The sequence below is a fragment of the Streptomyces griseorubiginosus genome (assembly GCF_036345115.1).
Classification (GTDB): Bacteria; Actinomycetota; Actinomycetes; order Streptomycetales; family Streptomycetaceae; genus Streptomyces; species Streptomyces griseorubiginosus_C.
Genome location: NZ_CP107766.1, coordinates 2,254,473 through 2,279,804 on the forward strand (window position 1 = coordinate 2,254,473; position 25,332 = coordinate 2,279,804).

General features: G+C 70.9%; 16 protein-coding genes and 1 pseudogene. 12 read left to right on the forward strand and 5 right to left on the reverse strand.

From position 1 onward, the window contains the following. Positions 1-25: 25 nt before the first annotated feature. On the reverse strand, positions 26-2,743 hold the full coding sequence (acnA, locus tag OHN19_RS10135) for an aconitate hydratase AcnA (protein WP_330263871.1): 2,718 nt from the start codon (positions 2,741-2,743) through the stop codon (positions 26-28). 242 nt (positions 2,744-2,985) lie between these two features. Between acnA and OHN19_RS10140 the strand changes: the two genes are divergently transcribed. The 4 genes from OHN19_RS10140 (at position 2,986) to OHN19_RS10155 (ending at position 7,061) form a co-directional block, all read left to right on the forward strand. Further along, on the forward strand, positions 2,986-3,831 hold the full coding sequence (locus tag OHN19_RS10140) for a class I SAM-dependent methyltransferase (protein ID WP_330263872.1): 846 nt from the start codon (positions 2,986-2,988) through the stop codon (positions 3,829-3,831). Positions 3,832-3,949: 118 nt separating this feature from the next. After that, positions 3,950-4,150 (forward strand): DUF4236 domain-containing protein, encoded by a 201-nt coding sequence (locus tag OHN19_RS10145; RefSeq protein WP_123763654.1) that lies wholly within the window; start codon positions 3,950-3,952, stop codon positions 4,148-4,150. A gap of 83 nt (positions 4,151-4,233) precedes the next feature. Further along, a complete protein-coding gene (locus OHN19_RS10150; RefSeq protein ID WP_141207380.1) occupies positions 4,234-5,763 on the forward strand; it encodes a helix-turn-helix domain-containing protein in 1,530 nt (509 codons plus the stop codon). 887 nt (positions 5,764-6,650) lie between these two features. After that, complete coding sequence (locus tag OHN19_RS10155) at positions 6,651-7,061, forward strand: DUF5994 family protein (RefSeq protein WP_330263873.1); 411 nt, start codon at positions 6,651-6,653, stop codon at positions 7,059-7,061. Between the two features lie 856 nt (positions 7,062-7,917). Here the strand turns inward: OHN19_RS10155 and OHN19_RS10160 are convergent. Then, entirely contained in the window at positions 7,918-8,403 is a 486-nt protein-coding gene (locus OHN19_RS10160; RefSeq protein ID WP_330263874.1) for a DUF5994 family protein, read from the reverse strand. A 151-nt stretch (positions 8,404-8,554) separates the two neighbouring features. Between OHN19_RS10160 and OHN19_RS10165 the strand changes: the two genes are divergently transcribed. The 3 genes from OHN19_RS10165 to OHN19_RS10175 all read left to right on the forward strand — a co-directional run bounded on the left by OHN19_RS10165 (position 8,555) and on the right by OHN19_RS10175 (position 10,150). After that, positions 8,555-8,806: a hypothetical protein gene (locus tag OHN19_RS10165; protein WP_330263875.1), complete on the forward strand. Its 252-nt coding sequence runs from the start codon at positions 8,555-8,557 to the stop codon at positions 8,804-8,806. A gap of 156 nt (positions 8,807-8,962) precedes the next feature. Next, the gene (locus tag OHN19_RS10170; protein ID WP_419249512.1) at positions 8,963-9,511 is read left to right on the forward strand and encodes a DUF5994 family protein; all 549 of its coding nucleotides are present in this window, start codon (positions 8,963-8,965) and stop codon (positions 9,509-9,511) included. Positions 9,512-9,802: 291 nt separating this feature from the next. Next, the gene (locus tag OHN19_RS10175) at positions 9,803-10,150 is read left to right on the forward strand and encodes a hypothetical protein (protein WP_330263877.1); all 348 of its coding nucleotides are present in this window, start codon (positions 9,803-9,805) and stop codon (positions 10,148-10,150) included. Positions 10,151-10,731: 581 nt separating this feature from the next. Here the strand turns inward: OHN19_RS10175 and OHN19_RS10180 are convergent. Further along, positions 10,732-11,460: an SDR family oxidoreductase gene (locus tag OHN19_RS10180; RefSeq protein WP_330263878.1), complete on the reverse strand. Its 729-nt coding sequence runs from the start codon at positions 11,458-11,460 to the stop codon at positions 10,732-10,734. A 103-nt stretch (positions 11,461-11,563) separates the two neighbouring features. Continuing rightward, positions 11,564-12,166, reverse strand: a complete 603-nt coding sequence (locus OHN19_RS10185; RefSeq protein WP_330263879.1) for a class I SAM-dependent methyltransferase — start codon at positions 12,164-12,166, stop codon at positions 11,564-11,566. A 222-nt stretch (positions 12,167-12,388) separates the two neighbouring features. Between OHN19_RS10185 and OHN19_RS10190 the strand changes: the two genes are divergently transcribed. Next, positions 12,389-12,784, forward strand: a complete 396-nt coding sequence (locus tag OHN19_RS10190) for a helix-turn-helix transcriptional regulator (RefSeq protein WP_330263880.1) — start codon at positions 12,389-12,391, stop codon at positions 12,782-12,784. A gap of 7 nt (positions 12,785-12,791) precedes the next feature. Here the strand turns inward: OHN19_RS10190 and OHN19_RS10195 are convergent. Beyond that, a pseudogene (locus OHN19_RS10195) lies at positions 12,792-12,953 on the reverse strand (aminopeptidase); the annotation flags it as partial. A gap of 388 nt (positions 12,954-13,341) precedes the next feature. Here OHN19_RS10195 and ccrA point away from each other — a divergent pair. From ccrA to OHN19_RS10215, 4 genes are all read left to right on the forward strand, one after another. Further along, entirely contained in the window at positions 13,342-14,721 is a 1,380-nt protein-coding gene (ccrA, locus tag OHN19_RS10200) for a crotonyl-CoA carboxylase/reductase (RefSeq protein WP_330269576.1), read from the forward strand. Position 14,722: 1 nt separating this feature from the next. After that, positions 14,723-15,721, forward strand: coding sequence for a ketoacyl-ACP synthase III (locus OHN19_RS10205; protein WP_330263881.1), 999 nt, complete (start codon positions 14,723-14,725; stop codon positions 15,719-15,721). Next, entirely contained in the window at positions 15,718-16,596 is an 879-nt protein-coding gene (locus OHN19_RS10210; RefSeq protein WP_330263882.1) for a 3-hydroxybutyryl-CoA dehydrogenase, read from the forward strand. The genes OHN19_RS10205 and OHN19_RS10210 overlap by 4 nt, the downstream gene beginning before the upstream one ends. 249 nt (positions 16,597-16,845) lie before the next feature. Further along, positions 16,846-25,323 (forward strand): type I polyketide synthase, encoded by an 8,478-nt coding sequence (locus OHN19_RS10215; RefSeq protein WP_419249513.1) that lies wholly within the window; start codon positions 16,846-16,848, stop codon positions 25,321-25,323. Positions 25,324-25,332: the final 9 nt, after the last annotated feature.

Consider the following 25,332-nt stretch of genomic DNA (forward strand, 5'->3'; position numbering starts at 1 on the left):
GCCCTCAACCTGCCTGCCTGGAGCCTTACTTGCGGATCAGGCTGCGCAGCACGTACTGCATGATGCCGCCGTTGCGGTAGTAGTCCGCCTCACCGGGGGTGTCGATGCGGACGACCGCGTCGAACTCGACGCCCGTGTCGGTGGTGACCTTGACCGTGCTCGGCGTGGTGCCGTTGTTGAGCTCCTCGACGCCGGTGAAGGAGAAGGTCTCCTCGCCGGTCAGGCCGAGGGTCGCGGCGGACTGGCCCTCGGGGAACTGGAGCGGCAGGACGCCCATGCCGATGAGGTTCGAGCGGTGGATGCGCTCGTACGACTCGGCGATGACGGCCTTGACGCCGAGGAGCGCGGTGCCCTTGGCGGCCCAGTCGCGGGACGAGCCGGAGCCGTACTCCTTGCCGGCCAGGACGACCAGCGGGATGCCCTGCTCGATGTAGTTGCGCGAGGCGTCGTAGATGAACGACACCGGGGCGTCGTCCTTCGTGAAGTCGCGGGTGTAGCCGCCCTCGGTGCCCGGCGCGATCTGGTTGCGCAGGCGGATGTTGGCGAACGTGCCGCGGATCATGACCTCGTGGTTGCCTCGGCGGGAGCCGTAGGAGTTGAAGTCACGACGCTCCACACCGTGCTCGGTGAGGTACTTGCCGGCCGGGGTGTCGGCCTTGATGGCACCGGCGGGCGAGATGTGGTCGGTCGTCACCGAGTCGCCCAGCTTGGCCAGGACCCGGGCGCCCGTGATGTCGGAGACCGGGGTGGTCTCCATCGTCATGCCCTCGAAGTACGGGGGCTTGCGGACGTAGGTCGACTCGGCGTCCCACTCGAAGGTGTTGCCGGTCGGGATCGGCAGCGCCTGCCACTGGGCGTCACCGGCGAAGACGTCGGCGTAGGACTTGTTGAACATGTCCTCGCCGATGGCGTTCGCCACGACGTCGTTGACCTCGGCCTCGGAGGGCCAGATGTCCTTGAGGAAGACCGGGTTGCCGTCCTGGTCGGTGCCCAGGGCGTCCTTGGTGATGTCCACCTTCATGGAGCCGGCGAGGGCGTACGCGACGACCAGCGGCGGGGACGCCAGGTAGTTCATCTTGACGTCGGGGTTGATACGGCCCTCGAAGTTCCGGTTGCCGGAGAGGACCGACGTGACCGCGAGGTCGTGGTCGTTGACGGCCTTGGAGACCTCCTCCGGCAGCGGGCCGGAGTTGCCGATGCAGGTGGTGCAGCCGTAGCCGACGAGGTTGAAGCCGACCTTGTCGAGGTAGGGGGTGAGGCCCGCCTTGTCGAAGTAGTCGGTGACGACCTTGGAACCCGGGGCGAGGGTGGTCTTGACCCACGGCTTGCGGGTCAGGCCCTTCTCGACCGCCTTCTTGGCCACCAGCGCGGCGGCGACCATGACGTACGGGTTGGAGGTGTTGGTGCAGGAGGTGATGGCCGCGACCGTCACCGCGCCGTGGTCGATCTCGTACGTCGAACCGTCGGGGGCGGTCACGGTGACCGGGTTGGACGGGGCGCCGTTCGGGGCGACCGCCGGGGCGTCGGAGGCCGGGAAGGACTCCTTGCCGGACTCGTCGACGTCGTCGACGTAGTTGCGGACGTCCTGCTTGAACTGCTCGGCGGCGTTCGCGAGGACGATGCGGTCCTGCGGGCGCTTCGGGCCGGCGATGGAGGGGACGACCGTGGAGAGGTCGAGCTCCAGCTTCTCGGAGAAGTCGGGCTCGGCCTTCGGGTCCAGCCAGAGGCCCTGCTCCTTGGCGTACGCCTCGACGAGCGCGAGCTGCTGCTCGGAGCGGCCGGTGAGCTTGAGGTACTTGATGGTCTCGTCGTCGATCGGGAAGATCGCGGCGGTCGAGCCGAACTCCGGCGACATGTTGCCGATGGTGGCGCGGTTCGCGAGCGAGGTGGCGGCGACGCCCTCGCCGTAGAACTCGACGAACTTGCCGACGACGCCGTGCTTGCGGAGCATCTCGGTGATGGTCAGCACGAGGTCGGTGGCGGTGGTGCCGGGCTTGAGCTCACCGGTCAGCTTGAAGCCGACGACACGCGGGATGAGCATGGAGACCGGCTGGCCGAGCATCGCGGCCTCGGCCTCGATGCCGCCGACGCCCCAGCCCAGCACACCGAGGCCGTTGACCATGGTGGTGTGCGAGTCGGTGCCGACGAGGGTGTCGGGGTACGCCTGCCCGTTGCGGACCATGACCGTGCGGGCCAGGTGCTCGATGTTCACCTGGTGGACGATGCCGGTGCCCGGCGGGACGACCTTGAAGTCGTCGAACGCGGTCTGGCCCCAGCGCAGGAACTGGTAGCGCTCGCGGTTGCGGCCGTACTCCAGCTCGACGTTCTGCGCGAACGCGTCGTGGGTGCCGAACTTGTCCGCGATGACGGAGTGGTCGATGACCAGCTCGGCCGGGGAGAGCGGGTTGACCTTCGCGGGGTCGCCGCCGAGCTCCTTCACGGCCTCACGCATGGTGGCGAGGTCGACGACACAGGGCACGCCGGTGAAGTCCTGCATGATCACGCGGGCCGGCGTGAACTGGATCTCCTGCGACGGCTGGGCCTGGGAGTCCCAGCTGCCGAGGGCGCGGATGTGGTCGGCGGTGATGTTCGCGCCGTCCTCGGTACGGAGCAGGTTCTCCAGGAGAACCTTGAGGCTGTACGGCAGGCGGGCCGAGCCCTCCACCTTGTCCAGCCGGAAGATCTCGTACGACTCGTCGCCCACGCTCAGCGTGGCGCGGGCGTCGAAGCTGTTCGCCGACACGACAGTCTCCTTCATTTTTGTGCGCTTACCACCGCATCCTGCCGCCACGCCGTCTTGGCCGATCCGCTAAGGTAAGGCTAAGTTAGGTAGGCCTTACCTTCAGGCTCGGCGGACACGTGGTGCCGCGGTACGCCTCGGCAGATATCTCGATGTCGAGATAACTCTAGTACATGAGGCCGGGATGGTCATGCCCGGCCCCGCTGTGATGTCCTGAACCGCACGCCGGACGGATGGGACATCGCATGCCTGACGGATGGGAATGGGACCGGACCCTCTTCCAGGGAAGCGCGGCCCACTACGAGCGCGGCCGGCTGCCGTACGCCCCGGGCCTCGCCGAAACGGTGGCGAGGACCCTCGGACTGGACGGCCGGGGCAGGCTTCTCGACGTGGGCTGCGGGCCCGGGACCGTGCTGCTCGCGCTGGCGCAGTACTTCACCGAGGCGGTCGGCCTCGACCCCGACGCGGACATGCTAGCCGAGGCGGAGCGGCAGGCCGGGCGGCGCGGGGTCGGCAACGCGCGCTGGGTGTCCGGCCGCGCCGAGGACCTGCCGGCCGGGCTGGGGACGTTCCGGACCGTCGTGTTCGCGCAGTCCTTCCACTGGACCGACCGGGACCGGGTCGCCGCGACCGTGCGGGACATGCTGGAACCGGGAGGGGCGTTCGTCCACGTCAGTGACGACAAGGACGAGCCGGCCGCGACCACTCCCCTGCCGTGGCCCGCCTCCCCGTACGCAGAGATCGGCGCGTTGGTGTGCGACCGTCTGGGCCCGGTGCGCCGCGCGGGTCAGGGCAGGCTCGTCAACGGCACGCCGGGACGGGAGGACCTGGTCCTGGAGCGGGCCGGGTTCGAGGGCTACGAGGAGCATGTCGTGCCGGCCGGACAGGTGGTCGAGCGCACCCCGGACGACCTGGTGGCGTGGACGTTCTCCCGCTCCGACTCCGCCCCCCACCTGTTCGGCGGCCGGCGGGCGGAGTTCGAAGAGGACCTGCGTGCCCTGCTGCGCCGGATCTCGCCGGACGGCCGCTTCGCGGAACACCTCCCGGCCACCCGGATCATGATCTGGCGCCCACCGCGCCGCAAGGGGTGACGGGGTCAACTCGCCCACGACAGCGGGGCGGTGCGAAACCAGGCACCCATCACTCGGCCCGGCCGGGGTAGGCGAAGGAGGACGACAGCACGCGACCTACCTTCGACGGGAGGCCCCCATGCCGCTCACGTTCCGCAAGAGTTTCCGGATCCTTCCCGGCGTACGGCTGAACATCAACCGGCGCTCCTGGTCCATCACGACCGGCGGCGGCAGCCACGGCCCCAAGCACACCCACAGCAGCACGGGACGTCGTACGACATCGGTGGATCTGCCCGGACCTTTCGGGTGGCGACGGACCCGTACCGCAAAGCGCCACTGACGTTTCCTCAGGTCCGTGCGGGTCTCTCACCCGAACGGACCTCCCGGAATGCGGCATCTCATATCTGAGATAGCCTCAACCTCATGGCAGACGACTACCTCGTACGTATCGGCAAGCTCATCCGTGACGCCCGGCAGCACCGGGGCTGGACACAGTCGCAGCTCGCGGAGGCGCTCGGCACCAGTCAGAGCGCCGTCAATCGCATCGAGCGCGGCAACCAGAACATCAGCCTTGAGATGATCGCCCGTATCGGTGAAGCACTGGACAGCGAAATCGTCTCTCTGGGCTACGCGGGTCCGATGCATTTGCGGGTGGTCGGCGGCCGTCGGCTCTCCGGCGCGATCGACGTCAAGACGAGCAAGAACGCGTGCGTGGCCCTGCTCTGCGCCTCGCTCCTCAACAAGGGGCGCACGGTGCTGCGCAGGGTCGCCCGCATCGAGGAGGTCTACCGGCTGCTGGAGGTGCTGGGCTCCATCGGGGTGCGCACCCGCTGGATCAACGACGGCGTCGACCTGGAGCTGGTCCCACCCGCCGAGCTGAACATGGCGGCGATCGACGCCGACGCGGCCGTACGCACGCGCTCGATCATCATGTTCCTCGGCCCGCTGCTGCACCGCATGGACCGCTTCAAGCTGCCGTACGCCGGCGGCTGCGACCTCGGCACCCGGACCATCGAGCCGCACATGATCGCGCTGCGACGGTTCGGTCTGGAGGTCGCGGCGACCGAGGGGCAGTACCACGCCCGGGTCGATCGGGCGGTCCGCCCCGACCGGCCGATCGTGCTGACCGAGCGCGGCGACACCGTGACGGAGAACGCGCTGCTCGCGGCCGCCCGCCACGACGGCGTCACCGTCATCCGCAACGCCTCCTCCAACTACATGGTCCAGGACCTGTGCTTCTTCCTGGAGGCCCTGGGCGTCCGGGTCGAGGGCATCGGCACCACCACGCTCACCGTGCACGGCGTGCCGCGCATCGACGTGGACGTGGACTACTCCCCCTCCGAGGACCCGGTCGAGGCGATGAGCCTGCTGGCCGCCGCGGTGGTCACGGAGTCGGAGCTGACGGTGCGCCGGGTGCCGATCGAGTTCCTGGAGATCGAGCTCGCGGTCCTGGAGGAGATGGGCCTCGACCACGACCGCACACCGGAGTACTTCGCCGACAACGGCCGCACCCGCCTGGTCGACCTCACGGTCCGACCCAGCAAGCTCGAAGCCCCCATCGACAAGATCCACCCGATGCCGTTCCCGGGCCTGAACATCGACAACGTCCCGTTCTTCGCGGCGATCGCGGCGGTCGCGCAGGGCCAGACCCTCATCCACGACTGGGTGTACGACAACCGCGCGATCTATCTGACGGACCTGAACAGGCTCGGCGGCAGGCTCCAACTCCTGGACCCGCACCGGGTGTTGGTGGAAGGCCCGACCCGCTGGCGCGCCGCCGAGATGATGTGCCCACCGGCCCTGCGCCCCGCCGTGGTCGTCCTGCTGGCGATGATGGCGGCGGACGGCACGTCGGTGCTGCGCAACGTGTACGTCATCAACCGGGGGTACGAGGATCTGGCGGAGCGGCTGAACTCGGTGGGGGCGCAGATCGAGATCTTCCGGGACATTTGATACGAGGATGCCGCCGCACCCCGTCTGACCTGGCTTAGCGGGTCAGGGAGGGGTGCGGCGGCATCTCTGGGACTTTGGGCCTGCGGTGGGCTACGGGGCGCGCTCCAGGGCTTCTGTCGACCGGCCGCGGCACGCGAAGATCGCGTCGGTGGCGGCGCTGCCCCTCGCGCCCGCTCGCGAGGAGCCCCGGGCGGAGTCGCGGCCGTAGCGTCGGTACGTGCGGTGCCCCGCCAGATCCGGGGCTAGGCATCCTGTGACGCCGCGGTATCTGGTCGTTCACCATCGTGCCGCTTCCTGCTTCCTGCTTCCTGCTTCCTGCTTCCTGCTTCCTGCTTCCTGTGCGTCGTGCCGGATTCGTGGAGCGGCATGGCCCCCAGTCGTGCAAGCCGGTCAACCCGGTGCCAGCCCGTAGCAACGCGATGCAGCTTGCGAACCGACACGGTTGTGACACGGGCGGGAGTACGGTGGAGAGGACGAGGACAGGCCGTGTGCCGGAGCTGAGACCGGCCCGTCCCGGACCGACGCCTCGTGTTCGGGTCCACCGGGCCCACCTTCCTTCCGCAGCACGCCACCCGTCCTCACAGGGCAGCCCGTGAGCCCGGCCGCGCCATCCGCATACAGGCCGAGGAGTCACGTATGCCGCTCAGTCCGACAAGGTCCGTGACGGTCACACCGTCGGACACCGTCCCGCTGCCCCAGGTCTACAACAGGACGTCCCCCTTCCCGGCGCTCTGCCTCGTCGCCCTGCCCTGCTCTCGTTCGGCGCCGGCCCACCAGCGGCGTCGACCGCGGCCGGCTCGACCCGTCGGCCGAGTCCGGCCCGCGCCGCCCCCCGCCGCGCCTGACATCAACCATTCATCCATGTACGGCAGTTGGCAGGAGATCTCATGACCACCGCACTACAACCCCCGCTTCCCTCCCATCCCCTCCTGCGCCTGCGCCTGGCACCGCGCGGCGCCATGCCCCGCCCCATCGATGGAGCGTGGTGGCCTCGTTCGTACGACCTGCTCGCCGAACTCCCCCGACTGCTCGCCGGGTTGCCGCGCGCGTGGGGCCATATCACCAGCGTCACGGTCAACGGGGCGACCTGGTCCGCGGTGCCCGGCCGGATGCTCGTCTCCAACCAGGTCGTACGGCTGCACAGGACCCTCACAGCATCCGCCGCGCACACCATCGTCCTTCTCGCGCCCGGCCAGGGGCGCTGGGACCTGATGGTCGTGCCACCGAATGCGACCGAGGAGGCCGCGGAACGGCTCATGGCGGCCGGGGCGGACGGTCAGGCTCGAGAAGAGCGGTGACGAGACCTCGATGTTGATTTCGTGGGTCCCGGCGGGGGTCAAGCCCGTGCGGCGAGCGGTCCGGTGCGGACTGGGCTGCCCAGCGCGGGCAGAGAGGCCGATGCTGTACGGACCAGTTTGTCGACGGGCGAGTGCACCAGCCGGACAACTGGCACAGGTGAAGGGGACGACCACTGCCCTGGGTCGGTGAAGACGGCGGTCACCCTGTGCGCGGACACCGCCCTCCCGCCAACGCGAGCGGGGCCGGGGCCGCAATCGGCTCCCCCGCGGGAGGCGGCTCCGGTCCGCCAGGGGGCGCCTGCCCCTGACCCCAGGATTCGAACGTCCTCTTGCTGACCCGTCGTGCAGTTACCGCAGGCGTGCGTCTCCTCGCCGCCGAGGGCAGCGGGTCTGGGACGCCGAAACCGTGGAACCCGGGCATCGAGTTCGCGGTTCGGAACAGAGCCACGGGCCGGCGTGCTCGTGCGACTGACGATGGTCGCGCGAGCGCGTGCAGCCGGGCGAGGTGACCATGTCTCTCACCGGGATGCGCCCGTTGCCGGTGGTCACATGGTGCGTCCGTCGGCGGCTCGCGGCAGACCGGGCCACGATGGCAGGCAGCTGGATTGCCCTGAGTCTGTTTGCAGGTGCCGGTTCGCGGAACCCGGACTGTGGGCCTCACGGTTGGCTGAACTGTGAGTCGCCTCCTTCAATCGTGGGACCGGGTGGCACCCGGTCCCACGAGCACGTCACGGACGCGAATCGGATCCGTCCGGCACCCACCGGTGTGCGCCGACAATCCCCGGGCGCCTTCGACGGCACTGTCATCCCGGAGCCGGCACCGGGATGACACGACGGCCGCCTCGGCTGACCGGAGTCACGTCTTCGGCGCTACCCGGTCGGTACCGGTGTTGACAAGGATCTGTTCGGCTTGCGTGATGTTGTCGGCCCGGACGGCTTCTGCCATCGCAGCGCGTGCCGCCTCGGGGGTCGCATGCGGCGGGATGACGAGGAGGGAGAAGTAGTCCTGTTCCCCCCTGGTGACGAGGACGGTGTCGTCGCCGACCGGGAAGGAGTCGATATGGACGACGCGGTCGTCGACGAGCAGTCGCGTCGGCAGCGCGTCCCAGGCTCCGGCGTCCAGGCCGACCCGCGTGAGCGGCCCCAGGTACTCGGTCAGTGCGGAGATCAGGGCGGGAAGTTCGGCTGCGATATCACGGGAGCACGGCCACCACGCCCCGTCGAGGACGCCCCGCCGGTCATGCGTGGTCTGTAGCCGTACGACAGCCGTCCCCGGCTTCACCGCCTGGTGGACGGCGTCCGGCAGAAGCCTGGTCACACGCGGGGAGCCGGAGTCGGACATGACACCCACCTGTCTGTGAGGAACACGGAGTGACTTCCTCGTTTCACGGTACTCCGCAGCCCGCAGCAGTCGGAAAGCCCGCTGGTCACACGCGCCGGAGTAGGGTGAAAGATCCAGTTCACGGATCCATGCCCAAGAGGGAACGGTCGTCATGCAGCCCCAGGAAACTCCGCCCGACGGACACGCCGACGTACGTATCGTCGCCGCCTCCCCCGAGGTAGCCCGTCGGGTCGCGGAGGTTCTCCGTCACTGCTTCGCCGCCACAGAACAGCGCAGCTATCCCGCGGACACCAAGGGAGGGACCCGCCTCGAGCTCACTGTGGACACCACCAGCGCGGCAGAACCGGCGCGGTCCTGGCTGGAGACCAGCCGCTCCTCGGGCCAGGACGGCCGCCGGAAGTGAGGGGATCTCCGGGAGCGGTCCGTTCGGCGGCTTCGGGGAGTAGGGTGAACCCATCGGGAGCACTTCGCGCACCGGCCCCGATACCGGTGTCGTTCCTGGTGAATAACGGCACCGGACAACTGCGCACGCGCAGGGGTTCGGAGACGGGTTCGCGCGATGTCCGCGATCACCGACCATCCTTCGGCGCGCGCCGTGCCCTTCAGGGCCCCGTCCGCACGCCTTGCCCTCAAATCCGTGGGCGCCTCCCCGGGGCAGGTCGAGCTGGACGGCGCCTGGTGGCCCCGCTCCCGTGACCTGAGCGACGAACTGCCGGCGCTGGCCGACGTCCTGGACCCGCTGTGGGGGCGGATCACCCGTATCGCCGTCAACCCCCGCCACTGGCCCGTCATCCCGCAACGGATATTCGTCAACGGCCATGTGGTGAAGGTCGGTTGGTTCACCACCGAGCTGGACCCGCACAAGATCCTGCTGCTGTCCGGAACGTCGGGCCGTTGGGACCTGCTGGTGATACCCCCGGAGGTCAGCGCCCCATCGGCCGCCCGACTGATGACCGCGGCGAGCGCGAGCACCGCCCCGCAGCCGACCGCGACCGCTCTCCTGACGGCGGAACTGGTCGGTGCCCCCTCCACATCGGCCGACGCCGACACCGGCCGGCCCGACCGGCTGACCGCGTCGATGCGGCCATATGCGCCGCCCCGGCCGTGACGAGGCCCAGATCGCGTGGCGACCGCGTCACACGGACCGTCGCCGGACGCGGAAAGGCCGCACGGTGTCGGGCCATGCACCTCCGGACAACAGCGAGGCGGCCATGACCGTTGCACGGAGCATCAGGAACCAGGCGCAGACGATGAAGGGCAGGATCACGCACGAGCTCGGCCGGGTTACCCGCAACGGGCGACTGCAACGCCGAGGCAGGAACGACCGCGTCTCCGGAAGCCTGAAACAGGCGGTGGAGAAGACCAAAAACGCCTTCAGGCGGAACGGAAGTGGCCCCCGATGATGTACGACCAGACACGCGCCCGGCAGGCCGCCGGCCAGACTCCGGGCCCGGCCGGACGCCGCAGCCCGAGCCCGGAGCCGCTGCTCCCGTCGGACGCACAGGACAAGATCGCCGATCGCCTCCGGCACGCCCTCAACACCTTCGCCGACACCCCGCGCGAAGCACTGGAAGAGGCCGAGAGCGCCTACGACGAAGCCACCGCACAGCTCGTGAACGCCCTCGCGGAACGACGGCGTCTCCTGCGCTCCGGCTGGCAGGGCCAGAACCCCGACGCACAGTCCGAAGAACTTCGGCACGCGCTGAGGCAGTACCGGGAGATCACCCAGAGACTGCTCCACATCTAGGCGGCCACTCCTCCGCGTCGCGGCGGAGCGCGGAGTAGTGTCGACAGTACCGAGGGCATTTCGCACACCGGCTTCCACGCCGGGTCGTTCTCGGCGAGAGATGAAACCCGGGCCGCCGCAGAGGCGGCCCGGAGACGGGTCCGCTCGTAGTAGCCGTCGGGCACGGCCGCGGCCTGCGCGGGGTGCCTCGTTGCTCACGCGACCACCGCCGACCGCTCCAGCCAGACCTCCTCGCTGAAGCCCGTCGGCTCCCACGCGCCCTCCGGTACCAGCTCCAGCCGGGTAGAGAGCCGAAGAGCGGCGAGGGGCCGTGGGAGTTCCCTGGGACCTCTCTGGGACTTCCGACTGCATCGACGAGTACGAGCGGGAAACAGTCGAAAGGTCATTCACGCAGGTCAGCGACTCGCGACCGCCCGTCGCGGCAGGTCACGGCCCTGGCTGGTCTCTTCCGGGACATCTGAGAGGCGAAGCGGACGTCCTGGTGTCCGGCGGCTGCCGCGGTGCGAGCGGCTCTCGCCGGCCGGTGCCAGGGCGGCGGAACGATCCTCAGGCCGCCGGCAACACTGCCGTCAGCGCTGCCGTCAGGCCGCTGTCAGCGCCGCCAGGGCGCGTTCCATCGCGGCGTTGAACTCTTCCGGTGTCAGCGGCAGCCGGGACTTGACGTCCCGGCTCCACTGGTCGGCGAGGACCTCGGCGGACCCGGCCTCGACACCGTCGAGCGCCGCGTCGGCCAGGTCCGCCGGCGCGAGCTTGTCCACGGGCCAGCCCGCGGCCATGTCGGTGTCGGCCAGGCCGAGGTGCACCGCCGTCACGAGCGTGCCCTGGTCGGCGAGTTCCAGGCGGACGCCGTTGGTCATGGCCCAGGCGGCGGCCTTGGTCAGGTGGTAGGCGTTGGCGCCCTTGCCCCCGAACCACGACATCGCGGAGAGGACGTTGACGATCGCGCCCCCGCCGTTGTCGGCGAGCGTCGGCGCGAACTCCCGGATCATGCCCAGGTGGCCGAACATGTTGGTCTCCAGCTCGTGCCGTACCGCGTCCAGCGAGCCGGTCACCAGGTCGGTACCCGTACTGATTCCCGCGTTGTTGATGAGCAGCGAGACGTCCCGGGCGGCCTCGGCCGCGGCCCGCACGGACGCGGGATCGGCGATGTCGAGGGGCAGCACCTCGACCCCGGGCAGGTCCACGGTCTCCGGCCTGCGGGCCGTCGCGTAGACCTTGCGGGCGCCGCGTTCGAGCAGGCGCTGGGCGAAGGCGCGGCCCAGACCGCGGTTGGCTCCGGTGACAAGGGCGACTGAGTTGTTGATGTCCATGCCCGGAACGCTAGAACCTGACGTTGACGTCAGGGGCAAGCGCCTTCTGCCAGGGCAGGCGTGAGAGAAGTCACCGTGCCCGTCACACCGCCCGAGGGGACCTTCAGCGCAGTCGGCGGGCCCGCAGCACCACGTCGTCGGCGTGGTGCGCGCCGGCGCCTCCCTCGGGGGCCGGCCGGGGCCGCTGCTCGTCCACCTCCACCTCCCAGTCGTCGTCGAACAGCGCGGCGACCATCGCGGGCCAGACGTAGTCGGCCGGGTCGAACTCGCTGTCGTGCGGGTGCTGGGTGTCCATCCCCGCGTGGTGCACGACCAGCAGGACGCCACCGGGGGCGACGGCCGCGAGCAGCGCCCGCTCGGCCGCCGCGTCGGGGGTGCGCAGCAGGGCCGGGTACTGCGCGGAGACCAGGTCGAAGGAGCCCGGCACGAGCTGCGCCTCCGTCAGTTCGGCGTGGATCCAGCGCACGGTGACGCCGGCGTCACGCGCGTGCCCCGCGGCCCGCTCCAGCGCCACGCCCGAGACCTCGAGGGCGGTCACGTCCCAGCCGCCGCGCGCGAGCCAGACGGCGTCGGCGCCCTCGCCGCAGCCGACGTCGAGCACCCGCCCGGGCGTGAGCCCGGCGACCTCGGCCACCAGCGCGCCGTTGGGGCGGCCGCTCCACAGCTGTGGCCGGTCGGCGTAGCGGTTGTCCCACTCCGCCCGCACCCCGGGGTCCCCGACGTATCCGTCGGCGGGCAGGGGGTCCTGGACACGGTCGATCCCGCGTTGTCGTGAGTCACGGGCCCACCGTCACCCCTCGGGTCCCGGTGGGGCCAGCGCTGTTGCCGTTCCGGCAAAACTTCCGCACCGCCGCCCGCTGCCCCGCGATATGCGGAGCCTGTGGCCTGACGTGCGTCCCGTCGCCGTGGATCGCCTATCTTGGCGGCCATGCAGTCCTACACGATCGGCCAGGCCGCACGGCTGCTCGGCGTGAGTCCCGACACCGCGCGGCGGTGGGCGGACGCCGGGCGGGTTCCCACGCACCGGGACGAGGGCGGGCGGCGCCTCATCGACGGGAAGGACCTGGCCGCCTTCTCCGTGGAACTCGCCAAAGGCGACGGCGGTGACGAGGAGACCTCCCACACCTCCGCCCGCAACGCCTTCCCCGGCATCGTCACCGCCGTCAAGCTCGGCGACGTCGCGGCCCAGGTCGAGATCCAGGCGGGGCCGCACCGGCTGGTGTCCCTCCTGACCCGGGAGGCCGTGGAGGAACTCGGCCTGGAGGTCGGCGTGGAGGCCACCGCCCGCGTGAAGTCGACGAACGTGCACATCGACCGGACCTGAAACGCGGTCAGAGCGTGAGCAGTTCCTCGTAGAAGCCGCCGAACTCCCGCTCACCGTCGACGAGATGGATCTCCAGGATCCAGTGGCAACGACGCCCCGCCCTGTCGGTACGGCGCAGGGGCGTGTCGTTGGCGGGGGCGATGTACCACTCCACGTCGGCACCGTCGAGGCCCGCCGCCTGGGAGGCCTGCTCGGGCTTGAGCCAGGTGTACTAGAGGATGCCGGTCGACGAGCCGAGCCTTCAGGTTGACGCACCTTGCCCACCAGCGTGCTCAGCAGGTCCATGGGCTCCTATCCTTGCGCGGCCGAGCCTCGCTCCGGGTCCGCCCCGACCCGGAATAGGGGTGTGAGCGCCATCACAGAACCCGTCGCAATGGGAAGACCGGCACACTCATCGACAGGTATCCACCCGCGTAACTTCCGATTTACAAAAACCCCTATCGAAGCCCGTCCCCCACCCCTGCGGGGTCCCGTATAGGGGGCGGCTAAGGGTACGGCCCGCCGTGCCCGCATGCGTAACGTATCCGGCGTTGCGGCACCCAACGGAAGGGGTTGGCATGGATGCGTTGACCGAAGCGCTCCGGGCAGGGGTCGACGCGGAGAAAATCGAGGAGTTCGATCTCCCCGAAAGCTATCTCGCCGCGCATCTGCGAACCGAAGACCTGCACATGTTCGACGGCGTATCCGACCGGGACGTACGGAAATCCCTCCACGTGGATCACGTCCCCATGCCCGCTCTCGCGCCGGATGAGGTCGTGGTCGCTGTGATGGCGAGTTCGATCAACTACAACACGGTGTGGTCGGCCACGTTCCAGCCGGTTCCCACCTTCGACTTCCTGAAGCGGCTGGGCCGCGAGGGCGGCTACGCGACACGTCACGACCTGCCCCACCACGTCCTGGGCTCCGACGCCTCCGGGATCGTGGTGCGGGTCGGTGCCGGGGTGCGGCGCTGGCGTCCCGGCGACCACGTCGTGGTGAGCTGTGTCCAGGTGGACGACCAGGAGCCGGCCACGCACGCCGACGGCATGCTCGGCTCCGGCCAGCGCATCTGGGGGTACGAGACCAACTTCGGCGGCCTGGCCCACTACTCCGTGGTCCGAGCGAGCCAACTCCTCGCCAAGCCCGCCCATCTGACCTGGGAGGAGTCCGCGGGTGTCCTGCTCACCGCCGCCACCTCCTACCGCATGCTCGTCAGTGACAACGGAGCCCGCATCAAACAGGGCGACGTCGTCCTCATCTGGGGGGCGACCGGTGGTCTCGGCGCATTCGCCGTACAACTGGTCAAGAACGCGGGCGGAATACCCGTCGGCGTGGTCAGCTCGGAGGCGAAGGCCGACATCCTGCGCTCTCTCGGCTGTGATGTCGTGATCAACCGTAACGAGATCGGCCTGGGGGGCGACGACGCTCTCACGCCGGAACGCACCATAGAAATGGGAAAGCGGCTCGGCCGGGCCATCAGAGCCGCGGTGGGCGAGGATCCACATGTGGTCTTCGATTTCATCGGACAGGCCACGTTCGGTATTTCCGTATTCGTGGTGCGGCGCGGTGGAACCGTGGTCACCTGTGGTTCGAGCACGGGTTATCAGCACCAGTTCGACAACCGCTATCTCTGGATGAATCTCAAACGCATCGTGGGCAGCCACGCCGCGAATCTCCAGGAACAGTGGGAATGCAATCGGCTGGTCCGGCTCGGTCGGCTCTCCCCTGTCCTCTCAGAAGTGTTTCCGCTGGCCGAGGTTGCCGAGGCCGCCAGGCTAGTCCAGCAGAACAAGCACATCGGAAAGGTCGGCGTCCTGTGCCTGGCCCCGGAGGAGGGCCTCGGCGTCACCGACCCCGAGACGCGGTCCGCCCTGGGCGTCGAGCGGCTGAATCCGCTGCGCGCCGTCGGCCGTGACGCACCGTCCGTACGTGCGAAGTCCCAGGAAAGGGCTGCGTGACGTGACAGGAAAACGAACCGGCATCATTGCGACCGGCTCCTATCTGCCCAAGGAAGAAGTGAGCAACGAGGAGGTCGCCGACCGTGTCGGTGTGACCGCCGACTGGATCGAGCGCAAGACGCAGATCGTGTCGCGCCGCTACGCGGCTCCCGACGAGGCCACCTCGGACCTCGCGGTCCATGCCGCGAACCGGGCTCTGGAGCAGGCCGGACTGACCGCGGACCGGATCGACTACCTGATCGTGTCGACCTCGACCGGGGACTTCCCGCAGCCGCCCACGTCGTACCTGGTGCAGGACGCGCTGGGCGCCTTCCAGGCGGCCTGTCTCGACGTCAACGTCGTGTGCAGCGGCTTCGTCTACGCCCTGGAGGTGGCCCGCGGGCTGGTCCGCAACCGTCCCGCTGGCCACGCGCTCGTCATCGGGGCCGACCTCTACTCGCGGATCCTGGACTTCGGCGACCGGCGCACGGCCGTGCTGTTCGCCGACGGTGCCGGCGCCGCCGTCGTGGGGCCCGTCGACGAGCCGTACGGCATCCTCGGCACCGACCTCGTCAGCCGCGGTGACGCGCACGACCTGATCCGGGTCGAGGCGGGCGGCAGCAGGAACCCGACCTCGGCGAGCACCCTCGCCGACGGCGGCCACTACTTCCGGATGAACGGCCGCGGAGTGCGCGACTTCGTCAGCGAGCACGTGCCGCCGGCCCTGACCGCGCTCGCCGACCGGATCGGCGTCGCAACGGACCGGGTGGACCACTTCGTACCGCACCAGGCCAACGGCGTGATGCTCGGCGAGGTCGTCGAACTGGCCGGACTGACCGGTGCGGTCACCCACCGGACGCTGCAGAAGTACGGCAACGTCGGCAGCGCCTCGGTCCCGGTCGCGCTCGACGAGGCGAACCGCTCGGGCGCGCTCGCCCCGGGGGACCTCGTGCTGCTCGCCGGGTTCGGCGGGGGCATGTCCATCGGTGCCTCGCTGCTGCGCTGGGGGGTGACCGCATGACGGCCACCGGAATCGTCGAGCCCATCGAGCGGGTGGGGATCGTCGGCAGCGGCATCATGGGCGCCGGGATCGCGGAGTTGTGCGCGAAGGCCGGGTGCGAGGTGCGGGTCGCGGTCTCCTCGGACAGATCGCTGGAGACGGGTCCCGCGCGGGTGGCCCGTTCGCTGGACCGGGCCCTGGGCAAGGGGAAGATCACCCGGGAACAGCACGGCGAGGCGCTGCGGCGGATCACCTACACCCGTGACCTCGGCGAGCTGAGCGACCGTCATCTGGTGATCGAGGCGGTGAAGGAGGACGAGGCGCTCAAGCTCGACCTGTTCGCCTCGCTCGACAAGATCGTCCAGACGCCTGGGGCGATCTTCGCCTCGAACACCTCCTCGCTCTCCGTCGCGCGGCTCGCGCAGGCCACCAGCCGCCCCGAGCGTGTCGTCGGGATCCACTTCTTCAACCCGGCGCCCGTGCTGCCCCTGGTCGAGATCGTCGACTCCATCCTGACGGATCCTCAGGTGAGCATGGCCACCGAGGACTTCGTGGTGACCCGGCTCGGCAAGCAGGCCATCAAGTCGCCGGACCGTGCGGGATTCGTCGTCAACGCCCTGCTGTTCCCCTACCTGTTGTCCGCGATCCGCATGGTGGACTCCGGGCTCGCGACGGCGGAGGTGGTCGACCGGGGGATGACCCTGGGCTGCTCCCATCCGCTGGGCCCCCTGCAACTCGCCGATCTGATCGGTCTGGACACCACGGTCTCGATCGCGCAGGCGATGTTCGAGGAGTCCAAGGAACCGCTGTACGCACCGCCCGGGCTGCTGTTGCGCATGGTCGAGGCGGGGCTGCTGGGCAAGAAGTCCGGCCGCGGCTTCTACACGTACGCGTAAAGCATCTCACCGGGCTTCTGCACGTACGCGTAACGCCCCCACCGGGACCCCCGCGCGGGCGTGGTGCGAGTGGCCTCCTGAGGTGTCCTCCTCGCACCCCGCCCGCGCCGCCGCCCGCACGTCCGCCGACCACCCCCGCGTATCCGCGGACCATCCCATCCCATCCACATCCGCGGACCACCCACGCACGTCCGCAGGCGACGGGCCGACCCGTCGCATGCCGTTTCGCCGACAGGGAGAGCGAAGAACATGGTCATCCGTCCCGGAACCGGTCGTCCGGAGGAGTCTTCGGTGCCGGCCGACGCCATCGCCGTGGTGGGACTCGCCTGCCGCTTTCCCGGCGCCGAGAACCCCGACGCCTTCTGGCGGATGCTGTCCGACGGCGACAGCGCCGTGGGCCCCGCCCCGGAAGGCCGTCCCGGATGGCTGGCCGGAGCCGACGCGCGGGCGGCCGGGTTCCTGGACCGGGTCGACGCCTTCGAACCCGAGTTCTTCGGCATCTCGCCGCGCGAGGCGACGGCCATGGACCCGCAGCAGCGACTCGTCCTCGAACTGGGCTGGGAGTCGCTGGAGAACGCGGGCATCCTTCCCGCCGCGCTGCGGGAGGCACCCGTCGGCGTCTTCATCGGAGCGATCTGGGACGACTACGCCAAACTCGTCCATCAGTACGGCGCCGAGGCGGTCACCCATCACACCATCACCGGTACCAGCCGCGGTGTCATCGCCAACCGCCTGTCCTACGCCCTGGGCCTGCGAGGTCCCAGCATGGTGGTGGACACCGGCCAGTCCTCGTCGCTGGTGGCCGTCCAGCTCGCCTGCGAGAGCCTGCGTGCCGGGGAGTCCACGGTCGCGCTCGCCGGCGGTGTCAGCCTGAACCTGGCGCCGGAGGGCTTCACGGTCGCCGAGCGGTTCGGGGCGTTGTCGCCCGAGGGGCGGACGCACACCTTCGACGCGCGGGCCGACGGCTACGTGCGCGGTGAGGGCGGCGGGGTCGTCGTACTCAAGACCCTCAGGCAGGCGGTGGCCGACGGAGATCATGTGTACTGCGTCATCCGCGGCGGTGCCGTCAACAACGACGGGGGCGGCGGCGCGCTCACCACGCCGCGGGGCGCCGCCCAGGAGGACGTCCTGCGGCGGGCGTACGGCGCCGCCGGGGTCGAGCCGTCCGAGGTGCGGTTCGTGGAGCTGCACGGTACCGGGACCCCGGTCGGCGACCCCGTGGAGGCGGGCGCGCTGGGCGCGGTCCTGGGCGCCGGGCGCACCGCTGACCGGCCGCTGCTCGTCGGCTCGGTGAAGACCAACATCGGGCACCTCGAAGGCGCCGCGGGCATCGCGGGGCTCATCAAGGCGGCGCTGTGCCTGCGCGCGGGCACGCTGGTGCCAAGCCTCGGATTCGAGCGGCCGAATCCGGCGATCGCCCTGGACGACCTGCGGATCGCCGTCGGCACCGGGACCACCCGGCTGCGCGGTGACGGTGACGACGATCCGGTCGTGGCCGGGGTCAGTTCGTTCGGGATGGGTGGTACCAACTGCCATCTCGTCCTGTCCGACTGGCGTCCCACCCGCAGGACGGGGACCGCGCCGCAGAGCGCCGCCGCTCCGTTCCTCGCTCCCCTGTCCGCCCGGACCGGCCGGGCGCTCGCTGCCCAGGCCGCACGCCTGGCCGGGTACCTGAAGGATCATCCCCGGCTGGCGGTCGCGGACCTCGCGCACTCGCTCGCCACCACGCGCACGCATTTCAAGCATCGCGCCGTCGTTCTCGCCGAGGACCGGGCCGCGCTGCTGGCCGCGCTCGAGACGCTCTCCGCCGGGGAGACGGCACCCGGTACGGTCCGCGGCACGGCGGGGGACGGCTCTCTCGCGCTGCTGTTCACCGGTCAGGGCAGCCAGCGTGCCGGCATGGGCCGGGACCTGTACTCGGCGTTCCCGGTGTTCGCCCGGGCCCTGGACAAGGTGTGCAGGCTGCTGGACCCCGAACTCGACCGGCCGCTGCGGGAGGTGATGTTCGCCGAGCCGGACTCGGAGGACGGTCGGCTGCTGCACCTCACCCGCTACACCCAGCCCGCGCTCTTCGCCTACCAGGTCGCCCTCCACCGGCTCCTGGAGCACTGGGGCATCACCGCCTCCACCGTGCTCGGCCACTCCGTCGGCGAGCTGGCCGCGGCGCATGTCGCGGGCGTGCTGTCCCTGCGGGACGCCGCCGCACTGGTGGCCGCCCGCGGCCGGCTCATGCAGGAGCTGCCCGAGGGCGGCGCCATGGTGTCGGTCCAGGCATCCGTGGGGGAGCTGTCCGCGACGCTGGCGGGACGCGAGGAACAGGTGGCGGTGGCGGCGGCCAACGGCCCGCTGTCGACGGTGATCGCGGGGGACGAGGACGCCGTCCTGGAGGTCGCCCGCCTCTGGGAGGAACAGGGCCGCAAGACCAAACGACTGCGGGTCAGCCACGCCTTCCACTCGCCCCGCATGGACGCGATGCTCGGCGCGTTCCGGGACGTGGCACGGCAACTGACCTACCGGGCGCCCCGGATCACGGTGGTGTCGAACCTGACGGGGGCCGCGGTCTCGGCCGAGGAGATCGGCACCGCCGAGTACTGGGTGCGCCACGCCCGCGACAGCGTCCGCTTCCTCGACGGCATGCGCGCGGTCGAGCAGTCCGGCGTTCGCACCTATCTGGAGGTGGGCCCGGACGCCGTGCTCGCGCCGATGGGACGCGATTGCCTGGCCGAGGACGCGCTGCTCGTCACCTCCGCCCGCCGTTCCCGCGCCGAAGTCCCGACCCTGCTGTCGGCACTGGCCCAGCTGCACGCCCACGGCGTGTCCGTCGACTGGCGCTCGGCCGCCCCCGGCACCCGCGTCGAGCTGCCGACGTACGCCTTCCAGCGCGAGTCCTACTGGCTGCCGGAGCCGACGGAGCGCCCGACGCACGACTCGGAGCAGCGTCGCGACATCCCCGAGGAGGGTCTCTCCGGCAACGGCCCACGGGACGTCCGCGCTCCGGACGGCGGTTCCTCCGAGGATTCCGGTACGCCCATGGCTCGGCCGCCCGTGGGGCCGCTGGCGGAGCGGCTGTCCGGGCTTGCGGAGGCCGAGCGCGGCCGGGCCGTCGCCGATCTGGTCCGGCGCGAGGTCGCCGCCGTTCTGGAGTTCGCGTCCGTGGACTCCGTCGACATGGGGCTCACGTTCAAGGAGCTGGGCTTCGACTCGCTCACCGGGGTCGAGCTGCGCGACCGGCTGAGCACGGCGTCGGGTCTGCGCGTGTCCCCCACCCTGATCTTCGACCATCCCACCGGTGACGCCGTCGCCGCCCACCTCCGCTCGCAGGTGCTCGGTGAGACCGCTACCGCGACGACTGCCGTGACCGGTCGGGACGACGACGACCCGGTCGTGGTCGTCGGGATGGGCAGCAGGCTGCCCGGTGGCCTGGACTCGCCCGAGGAACTGTGGGAGCTGGTGGCATCGGGGGGTGAGGCGATATCGGACTTCCCCACCGACCGGGGCTGGGACCTGGAGGCACTGTTCGACCCGGACGTGGAGAGCGGCGGAACGTCGTACACGCGGCGGGGCGGGTTCCTGGAGGGGGCGGCGGAGTTCGACGCGGAGTTCTTCGGGATCTCCCCGCGCGAGGCACTCGCCATGGACCCCCAGCAGCGGCTGCTCCTGGAGACCTCCTGGGAGGCCCTGGAACGGGCCGGGATCGACCCGGCCGATCTGCGCGGCAGCAGCACCGGCGTCTACGCGGGTACCTTCATGTTCCGCGACCAGGGTGGCTCGGGCGGCACCGAGGGCCAGCGCATGACGGGATCGGCGGCCAGTGTGCTGTCGGGCCGGGTGGCTTACACCTTCGGGTTCGAGGGCCCCGCGGTCACCGTAGACACCGCCTGCTCCTCCTCTCTCGTCGCCCTCCACATGGCCGCCCAGGCCCTGCGCGCCGGTGAATGCACCCTCGCCCTCGCCGGCGGCGTCACTGTCATGTCCACCCCGGACACCTTCGTCGAGTTCAGTCGGCAGAAGGGGTTGTCCCCGGACGGGCGCTGCAAGTCGTTCTCCGCTTCGGCGGACGGCACCGGCTGGTCGGAAGGGGTCGGCGTCCTCGTCCTGGAGAAGTTGTCGGACGCCCGCCGCAACGGCCACACCGTGCTCGCAGTGATCCGCGGCAGCGCCATCAACCAGGACGGCGCCAGCAACGGCCTCACCGCACCCAACGGCCCCTCACAACAACGCGTCATCCAAGCCGCGCTGAACAACGCCCGCCTCAACCCCGCCGACATCGACGCCGTCGAAGCACACGGCACGGGCACCCGCCTCGGCGACCCCATCGAGGCACAGGCACTGCTGGCCACCTACGGCCAGGCCCACACCACCGAACAACCCCTGTGGCTGGGCTCCTTGAAATCCAACATCGGCCACACCCAGGCCGCCGCCGGAGCCGCCGGCGTCATCAAGATGATCCAGGCCATACGACACGGAGTACTTCCCCGCACCCTCCACGCCGACGAACCCTCACCCTTCATCGACTGGGACGCGGGAGCCGTACGACTCCTCAACACCCCACAGAACTGGCCCGACACCGGCAGGCCCCGCCGCGCCGCCGTCTCCTCCTTCGGCATCAGCGGCACCAACGCCCACGTCATCCTCGAACAAGCCCCACCCACGGAGGAGACACCCACGACCGAGTCGGCGGCGGGTGTCACCCCGGTCATCGTGCCGTTGTCCGCCCGGACCCCCGACGCCCTGCGCGACCAGGCACGGCAGCTGACCACGTACCTCGCAGGACACGACGACATCGACCTGCCGGCACTCGGACTCTCCCTCGCCATGCACCGCGCCGCGCTCCCCCACCGTGCGGCGATCCGTGCCGAGGGGCGGGAGGAGTTGCTCGCGGAGCTGGCCGAGTTCGCCGAGGGCGGTGCCACCGGCCGACTGGAGCGGGGCGAGGAGACCGGGGGTGGCACGGCCTTCCTGTTCACCGGCCAGGGCAGTCAACGCCTGGGAATGGGGTGGGAGTTGTACAAAACCCACCCCGTCTTCGCCCGGGCCCTCGACGAGGTGTGCGAGCACCTCGACAAGCCCCTCGGGCTGTCGCTGCGCGACCTCATGTTCGGCGCGGGCGACGACCAGGAATGGCAGGCCGAGCTGCTGGACCAGACGGTCCACACCCAGACCGCCCTGTTCGCGCTTGAGGTGGCCCTGTTCCGGCTCGTCGAGCACCTCGGGCCGCGCCCGAAGTACCTGGCGGGGCACTCCGTCGGCGAGCTGGCGGCGGCACATGTCGCGGGCGTGCTGTCCCTGGAGGACGCCTGCGCCCTGGTCGCCGCCCGCGGCCGGCTGATGCAGGCACTGCCGCCCGGCGGTGCCATGCTCTCCGTCCTCGCCGGGGAGGAGCAGGTCGCCGAGCACCTCGCAGGACGGGAGCACGAGGTCGCCATCGCTGCCGTCAACGGGCCGTCCTCCACGGTGATTTCCGGCGATCTGCCGGCCACGCTCGAGGTGACGAGGCGACTGGAGGAGCTGGGGTTCAAGACCCGTCGGCTGCGGGTGAGCCACGCCTTCCACTCACCCCTCATGGAACCGATGCTGGAGGAGTTCCGCCAGGTCGCCGAAGGCCTCACCTACCACCGGCCCCGGATCCCCGTCGTCTCCAACGTGACCGGGGCCCTCGCCACCACCGAACAGCTCACCTCCCCCGACTACTGGGTACGCCACGTCCGCGAGGCCGTCCGCTTCCACGACGGCATCACCACCCTGCACGAACTAGGCGTGACCACCTACCTCGAACTCGGCCCCGACGGCGTCCTGTCCGCCATGGCCCGCGCCTGCGTGCCCGAAACCACCGACGTGGAACCGGAGTTCATCACCCTGCTGCGCAAGGACCGTCCGGAGCCCCTCGCGCTCGGCGGCGCCCTGGCACAGCTGTGGGTGCGCGGGACCGCTCCGGACTGGCGGACCGTGTTCGGCGGCCGGGCGCCGCGGCGGTTGGATCTGCCCACCTACCCGTTCCAGCGCCGCCGTTACTGGCAGCCGAACACGGGCCGGGCCAAGGACGCCACGGCCGTGGGGCTCGGCACGGTCCAGCACCCCCTGATCGGTGCCGCGGTCACCCGTGCCGACACGGGGGAACTGCTGTTCACCGGCCGGCTCTCGCTCGCCTCCCACCCCTGGCTCGCGGACCACATGGTGCTGGGCCGGGCACTGCTGCCCGGTACGGCCTTCGTGGAGCTTGCCCTGCGGGCCGGTGAAGAGGCGCTGGCCGGTGTACTCGAGGAGCTGACGCTGGAGGCTCCCCTCGTGCTCCCCGAGCACGGCGGCGTGCAGTTTCAGGTGATCGTGGGCGCTCCCGACGACTCCGGGCGGCGGGAGTTGACCCTGCACTCCCGGCGGGAGGGCGCCGACCCCGACCGGGGGTGGGTCCGGCATGCCGGCGGCTCGCTCGCCGACGACACCGCCGGGCCGGGCACGGACCTCTCGGTGTGGCCGCCGCGGGATGCGGTGCCGGTCGATCTGACGGGCCGTTACGAGGATCTCGCCGAGCAGGGCTTCGGCTACGGCCCGGCGTTCCAGGGGCTGCGCGCGGTGTGGGTGCGCGGCGACGAGGTGTTCGCGGAACTGCGACTGCCCGACGACCGGACCGAGGACGCCCGAGCCTTCGGCCTCCATCCGGCCCTGCTCGACTCCGCCCTGCACGCCCTCGAACTGGGCGCGCTGCCCGGAACGGGCGAGCCCCGGCTGCCGTTCGCCTGGAGTGGCGTGCGTCTGTTCGCCACCGGCTGTGCGGCCGCGCGGGTGCGGCTGGCACCGGTCGGCCCCGACACGGTGACGATCGACGTGGCCGACTCGTCGGGCGCGCCGGTCGCCTCGGTGGCGGCCCTGGCCGTACGGACGGTCACCGCCGAGCAGTTGGGCGCCGCCGACGGACGGACGCACGAGGCGCTGTTCCAGGTGGAGTGGGCCCCCGCCACGCCCGCCATGCCCGCCACACGGGTCACCGCGTCCGAGGCGACCACAGTCGTACGGCTGCGGGGCGGGGAGTCGGTGCACGGCACGGTGAACGAGGCTCTCGTCCTGGCCCAGCGGTGGCTCGCGGAGGAACGGCCCGAGGAGGAGCGACTGGTCGTCGTGACCGGTGGGGCCGTGGCGGTCACGGCCGACGAGGACGTGCGCGATCTCCCGGCCGCGGCGGCCCGGGGCCTGCTGCGCTCGGCGCAGACGGAGAACCCGGACCGGATCGTGCTCGTGGACCTCGACGACGTCGACGACGAGGCGGGTCTGGAGCTTGCGCTGGCCACGGCGGAGGCAGAGGTCGTCGTTCGCGGCGGCGCGGCGCTCACGCCGCGGCTGGGCCGGGTCACCGTGACCGGGGCGGAGAACTCGCCGTTCACCGCGGACGGAACTGTGCTGATCACAGGGGCCACCGGGGCGCTCGGCGGTCTGCTGGCCCGGCACCTGGTCACCGAGCACGGGGTACGGCATCTGCTCCTGGTCAGCCGCCGCGGCCGCGCCGCCGACGGGGCGGCCGCGCTGGAGCGTGACCTGACGGCCCTCGGCGCCGAGGTGACCCTCGCCGCGTGCGACGTCGCCGACCGGGGCGCGCTGGACGCACTTCTCTCGGGCATTCCGGCCGAACATCCGCTCACCGGGGTGGTGCACGCGGCCGGCGTCCTCGACGACGGGGTGTTCACGACGCTGACGCCGGAGCGGGTGTCCGCCGTCCTGCGGCCCAAGGCGGACGCCGCCCGGAATCTGCACGAGGCCACCCGCCGCCTGGACCTGGGCGCCTTCGTGCTCTTCTCCTCGATCCAGGGCCTGGTCGGCGGCGCGGGACAGGCGAACTACGCGGCGGCCAACGTCTACCTGGACGCCCTCGCCGGGCACCGCCGTGCCCTCGGGCTGCCCGGCGTCTCGCTGGCCTGGGGGCCGTGGGCGCAAGGCGGGATGGCGGCGGAGCTCGGTGAGGCGGACCGCGGCCGCTTCGCCCGGCTCGGCATGGTCCCGATCGCGCCGGAGCAGGGCATGGCGCTCTTCGACACCGCGCTGTCGCTCGGCCTGGCCGGGGCGGTACCGCTGCCCCTCGACACTGCGGCGCTCGGAGCACCGGGGGCGGAACCGCCCGCACTGCTGCGCGGGTTGGTCCGGGCGCGGCCCCGCCGGGCCGCGGCAGCCGGTGCGGCGGCCGGTGACGCGCAACCGCCGTCGGTGGCGCGGCGGCTCGCCGGTCTGACGCCCGAGGAACAGGAGGAACAGTTGGTCGACCTGGTCCGCGACGAGGTCGCCAGGACCCTCGACTACGGCTTCGACGCGGTGGACGCGCGGCGCGGCTTCAAGGAACTGGGCATCGACTCCCTCACCGCCGTCGAACTGCGCAACCGCCTCAACAAGGCCACCGGACTGCGCCTGCCCGCCACCCTCGTCTTCGACCACCCCAGCCCCACCGCCGTCGCCCGCCTCCTGCTCACCGAACTGGCACCCGCCGCCGGGGGGTCCGTCGGTGGCACGGGTTCCCCGGCCGACGGGCTCGCGGAGCAGGACATCCGCCGCATGCTCGCCACGTTGTCGATCGACCGGCTGCGCGGTTCAGGTCTGCTCGACCGGCTGCTCGACCTGGGCGGTCCGTCACCGGCGGCCGACGCGGCACGGGAGTCCGTCCCGGTGCCGGAGGCCGACGTCATCGACATCGACGCGCTGGACGTCGACGCCCTCGTCCGCATGGCCCGTGAAAGCCACGGCTCCTGAGTCCTGGAG

Excerpts from the sequence above, each read along its gene's own strand:
- ccrA (WP_330269576.1), top strand. The coding sequence starts at position 13,342 with ATGGATGCGTTGACCGAAGCGCTCCGGGCAGGGGTCGACGCGGAGAAA.
- OHN19_RS10215 (WP_419249513.1), top strand. The coding sequence starts at position 16,846 with ATGGTCATCCGTCCCGGAACCGGTCGTCCGGAGGAGTCTTCGGTGCCG.
- OHN19_RS10165 (WP_330263875.1), top strand. The coding sequence starts at position 8,555 with ATGCAGCCCCAGGAAACTCCGCCCGACGGACACGCCGACGTACGTATC.
- OHN19_RS10160 (WP_330263874.1), bottom strand. The coding sequence starts at position 8,403 with ATGTCCGACTCCGGCTCCCCGCGTGTGACCAGGCTTCTGCCGGACGCC.
- OHN19_RS10140 (WP_330263872.1), top strand. The coding sequence starts at position 2,986 with ATGCCTGACGGATGGGAATGGGACCGGACCCTCTTCCAGGGAAGCGCG.
- OHN19_RS10210 (WP_330263882.1), top strand. The coding sequence starts at position 15,718 with ATGACGGCCACCGGAATCGTCGAGCCCATCGAGCGGGTGGGGATCGTC.
- OHN19_RS10145 (WP_123763654.1), top strand. The coding sequence starts at position 3,950 with ATGCCGCTCACGTTCCGCAAGAGTTTCCGGATCCTTCCCGGCGTACGG.
- OHN19_RS10170 (WP_419249512.1), top strand. The coding sequence starts at position 8,963 with ATGTCCGCGATCACCGACCATCCTTCGGCGCGCGCCGTGCCCTTCAGG.
- OHN19_RS10190 (WP_330263880.1), top strand. The coding sequence starts at position 12,389 with ATGCAGTCCTACACGATCGGCCAGGCCGCACGGCTGCTCGGCGTGAGT.
- OHN19_RS10180 (WP_330263878.1), bottom strand. The coding sequence starts at position 11,460 with ATGGACATCAACAACTCAGTCGCCCTTGTCACCGGAGCCAACCGCGGT.
- OHN19_RS10150 (WP_141207380.1), top strand. The coding sequence starts at position 4,234 with ATGGCAGACGACTACCTCGTACGTATCGGCAAGCTCATCCGTGACGCC.
- OHN19_RS10155 (WP_330263873.1), top strand. The coding sequence starts at position 6,651 with ATGACCACCGCACTACAACCCCCGCTTCCCTCCCATCCCCTCCTGCGC.
- OHN19_RS10175 (WP_330263877.1), top strand. The coding sequence starts at position 9,803 with ATGATGTACGACCAGACACGCGCCCGGCAGGCCGCCGGCCAGACTCCG.